This is a genomic window from Variovorax sp. 01T439_2, from assembly GCF_056398445.1.
On the sequence record NZ_JBFTPJ010000602.1, the window covers coordinates 1 to 3,742 of the forward strand.

The following is a 3,742-nucleotide window of genomic DNA, read 5'->3' on the forward strand; positions in this document are numbered from 1 at the left end:
ACCTTGAGAAGTACGGCACGCCGCGCACGCCGCAGGAGCTGGAGGCGCACAACCGCCTGGGTTGGAGCTACCGCCGCAATACGCCCGACTGGCCCCTGCGCGTGGATGGACGAATGATTGCGGTGCCCGTGGCCGGGCCGGTGCGCGCGGGCGACGGCGAAACCCTGCGCCAGCTGGCGATTGCCGGCGCCGGCGTGGCGCGGTTGTCGCTGTACCACGTCCAGCACGACATCGATGCCGGCCGGCTGGTGCCGCTGCTCGAGGAATTCAACCCCGGCGAGGTGGAGCCGATCCATGCGGTGTACATCGGCAAGGCCGGCACGCTGCCGGCGCGCGTGCGCGCGGTGCTCGACTTCCTGGTGGCGTACTCGGGCGTGGGAGGAGGGCGCTACACGCTCAAGCGCAGCGCGCCGATGCCCGCGAACTCCACCGCCACCTGATCGCCGCGGCGGCAGGGCACGATGCCGACCCACGAGCCGGTGGTGACGACGGTGCCAGCCGGCGCGGTCTGCCCGTGCCGCGTGACGTGGCGCAGCCAGGCCGGCAGCAGCCACGCCGGATCGGCGAGCGGATGGGTGCCTTCGCGCACCACGGTTTCGGCGCTGCCGACCTTTGTTTCGCAGCGCTGCGAAGCCCAGTCGACGGCCGCATAGGGCTGCCACTCGCCGATGGCGAGCGCGCCGTGCACCTGCGAATCGGCCAGGCGCAGCAGGGCGGGCGTGGCGGCCAGGTCCAGCCAGCGCGAATCGACGATCTCCACCGAGACGGCCATGGCATCGATGAGCGAAGCGGCATCGCCATGGTCGAGCTTCGCGGCCATGGCGGGCGTCACGTCCTGCCCGAGGCGCAGCGCGATCTCGGCCTCGATGCCAGGCACGTGAAAGGCCATGTCGCCGAAATCCGCCGGGCCCGCGCGCACGCCGGCCGGGGGCAGCGGCGCATGCGTGAGCGTGGCGCTGCGCGAGGCGCCGCCGGATTTCCAATAACGGGGCACGGCCTGGCCGCCGAACCAGGCCAGCGCCGAAGCGACGGCGTCCTGCACTTCATAGGCCTGGTCGGCCGTCTCCAGCGTGTTGAGCCAGGGCGTGGCATCGAGCGTCTGGTTGCTTTGGCGGGCCTGGATCAGGGCGTTGGCGAGGGCTGTCATTGAAGGGGTCATGGGAGGGATTGTCTTCGCTGCTTTTGTGTCTTCGGGATTTTGTTCTTGGCGCTGTTGTTCGCGTTGTTCAGGGCGCGTGCACAGATCACCGGGTACTCCCCTCCGCGAATGTCCCCCGGCCTGCGGCCTCCTCCTTKATTTCGCTGCGGGGAGCACCCGATGCTCTGTGCACCTGGGCACGCTCGTGGTGTACCGCTGATCAACCACCGCTCTTTGCAACGCTCCCGCTGATGGGGTGCCTTGCGCAGCGAAATAAAGGAGGAGCCGAAGGCGGGGGACATTCGCGGAGCAAGGTACCCCGTCGGCGGGAGCGCACCCCGAACAACAGCGTTTGAATCAAGTGTCCACATGAACCTTGCCATCCTTCACCACCTTGGCCCACTTGGCGATCTCGGTCGAGATGAACTGCTTGAACTTGTCCTGCGACCCGCCGCCATCTTCCGCGCCATAGGTGTCGAGCTTTTCCTGCACGTCGGGCATCGCGAGCACGGCATTGACGTCGCGGTTCACCTTCTCGGCAATCGCCGGCGGCAGCTTGCCCGGGCCTGCGAGCCCATACCAAGTGGTGGCCTCGAAGCCCGCGAAGCCCTGCTCCTGCATCGTCGGCACGCCCGGGTGGCCCTTGGCGCGCTTGGTGCGCGTTTGCGCCACGGCCAGCACGCGGCCGCTCTTCACATGCGGCGTGGCCGCGGTCATGGTCTCGAAGCTGTACTGGATCTGCCCGCCCATCAGGTCGGCCAGCAGCGGGCCGCTGCCCTTGTAGGGCACATGCAGCGCATCGACCCGGGCCTGCAGCTTGAACATCTCCAGCGCCAGGTGCTGCGCCGAGCCCGCGCCCGCGGAGCCGAAGCTCACCGTGCCGGGCGAGGCCTTGCAGGCGGCCACGATGTCGTTCACCGTGAGCGCCTTCTGCGCCGGGCTCGCGATCAGCAGGTTGGGCGTGACGCCCACCAGCACGATCGGCACGAAGTCGCGCTCCACGCTGTAGCGCAGCTTGGGCTGCAGGCTGGGCGCGAGCGCATGGCTGTTGATGTGCGCCATCAGCAGCGTGCTGCCGTCGCTGGGCTGCTGCGACACGTATTCGGCCGCCAGCACGCCGGCCACGCCGCCCTTGTTCTCGACGATGACCTGCTGGTTCCACATCACCGTGAGCTTCTGCGCCACCACGCGCGCGAGCGCATCGGTGCCGCCGCCGGGCGGAAAGCCCACCACGATGCGCACCGGTCCCGAAGGCCACTCCTGCGCGAAGAGCCGGGGTACGCCCAGCGTGGCGGCTGCGGCTCCCGCGGCCTGGATCAGCGAACGTCTCTGCATCATCATCTTTGTCTCCGTTGTGTGGTGGGTCCGATGCGTGCCGGGCTCGATGCGTGCTCGCAGCTAGGCGGCCTTCTGCAGGCCGGCATGCGCCGCCGCATGGCTCGCGAAATGGTCCATCGCCGCCTGCACGCCGCTGCCCGCGAGCTTGATGCCGCTGAGCTTCATGCCCATCTCGACGCCCGCGACCATGGCCACCAGCGTCAGGTCGTTGCTGTCGCCCAGGTGGCCCATGCGGAACATGCGGCCTTTGAGCTTGCCCAGGCCCGTGCCCAGCGAAAGATCGAAGCGCTGGTGGATGAGCCGGCGCAGCGCATCGGCATCCACGCCTTCGGGCGTGATCACGCCGGTGAGCACGGGCGAATACACGGCCGGGTCGGCGCACTGGATCGGCAGGCCCCAGGCATCGACCGCCGCGCGCACGCCGGCGGCCCAGCGCTGGTGGCGCGCAAACACGTTGTCCAGCCCTTCGGCCAGCAGCATGTCGAGCGATTCCGACAGGCCGTAGAGCAGGTTGGTGTTGGGCGTGTAGGGCCAGTAGCCGTCCTTGTTCATCTCCACGATCTCGTCCCAGGCCCAGAAGGCGCGCGGCAGCTTCGCGCTTTTCGAGGCTTCGAGCGCGCGCGGCGAGAGCGCGTTGAAGCTGATGCCCGGCGGCAGCATCAGGCCCTTCTGCGAGCCGCTGATGGTGACGTCCACGCCCCATTCGTCGTGCCGGAAATCGGCGCTCGCCAGGCCCGAGATGCTGTCGACCATCAGCAGCGCCGGATGGCCCGCCGCATCGATGGCCTTGCGCACCGAGGCAATGTCGGAAGTGACGCCGGTGGAGGTTTCGTTGTGCACCACGCACACGGCCTTGATCTTCCTTTCGGTGTCCTTGCGCAGGCGCGCCTCGATGAGGTCGGCCTGCACGCCGCGGCGCCAGCTGGGCGCGGCGGGCAGCTGCTCGTCCTTGCCGGACCAGGCGAGGAATTCGGTCGACAGGCCGAGCCGCGTGGCCATCTTCTGCCACAGCGATGCGAAGTGGCCGGTCTCGTACATCAGCACGTGGTCGCCCGGGCTCAGCGTGTTGGCGAGCGCGGCCTCCCAGGCACCGGTGCCGGAAGCGGGGTAGATCGCGACCGGATGCTTCGTCTTGAAGATCTGCTTGATGCCGCCGAGCACCTTGAGCCCCAGCGTGCCGAACTCGGGTCCGCGGTGGTCGATGGTCGGCAGGCTCATGGCCCGCAGGATGCGGTCGGGCACCGGGCTCGGGCCGGGGATCTGGAG

At 68.9% G+C, this 3,742-nt stretch carries 4 protein-coding genes; 1 reads left to right on the forward strand and 3 read right to left on the reverse strand.

What is annotated here, in order from left to right; genetic code table 11:
• A partial coding sequence (locus AC1DOC_RS24130; RefSeq protein ID WP_478130646.1) for a LysR substrate-binding domain-containing protein occupies positions 1-440 on the forward strand: 440 nt, incomplete at its 5' end.
• Here the strand turns inward: AC1DOC_RS24130 and AC1DOC_RS24135 are convergent.
• The 3 genes from AC1DOC_RS24135 to AC1DOC_RS24145 all read right to left on the reverse strand — a co-directional run.
• Positions 389-1,159, reverse strand: a complete 771-nt coding sequence (locus tag AC1DOC_RS24135; RefSeq protein WP_027729591.1) for a fumarylacetoacetate hydrolase family protein — start codon at positions 1,157-1,159, stop codon at positions 389-391. The two genes, AC1DOC_RS24130 and AC1DOC_RS24135, sit on opposite strands and share 52 nt — an antisense overlap.
• Before the next feature lie 336 nt (positions 1,160-1,495).
• Entirely contained in the window at positions 1,496-2,479 is a 984-nt protein-coding gene (locus AC1DOC_RS24140; protein WP_418145344.1) for a Bug family tripartite tricarboxylate transporter substrate binding protein, read from the reverse strand.
• Positions 2,480-2,536: 57 nt separating this feature from the next.
• The coding region (locus AC1DOC_RS24145; protein ID WP_478130647.1) for a pyridoxal-phosphate-dependent aminotransferase family protein at positions 2,537-3,742 on the reverse strand (1,206 nt) is incomplete at its 5' end.

What these genes read in the sequence shown, in the direction of transcription:
- AC1DOC_RS24135 (WP_027729591.1), bottom strand. Translation starts at nt 1,159, where the DNA reads ATGACCCCTTCAATGACAGCCCTCGCCAACGCCCTGATCCAGGCCCGC.
- AC1DOC_RS24140 (WP_418145344.1), bottom strand. Translation starts at nt 2,479, where the DNA reads ATGATGATGCAGAGACGTTCGCTGATCCAGGCCGCGGGAGCCGCAGCC.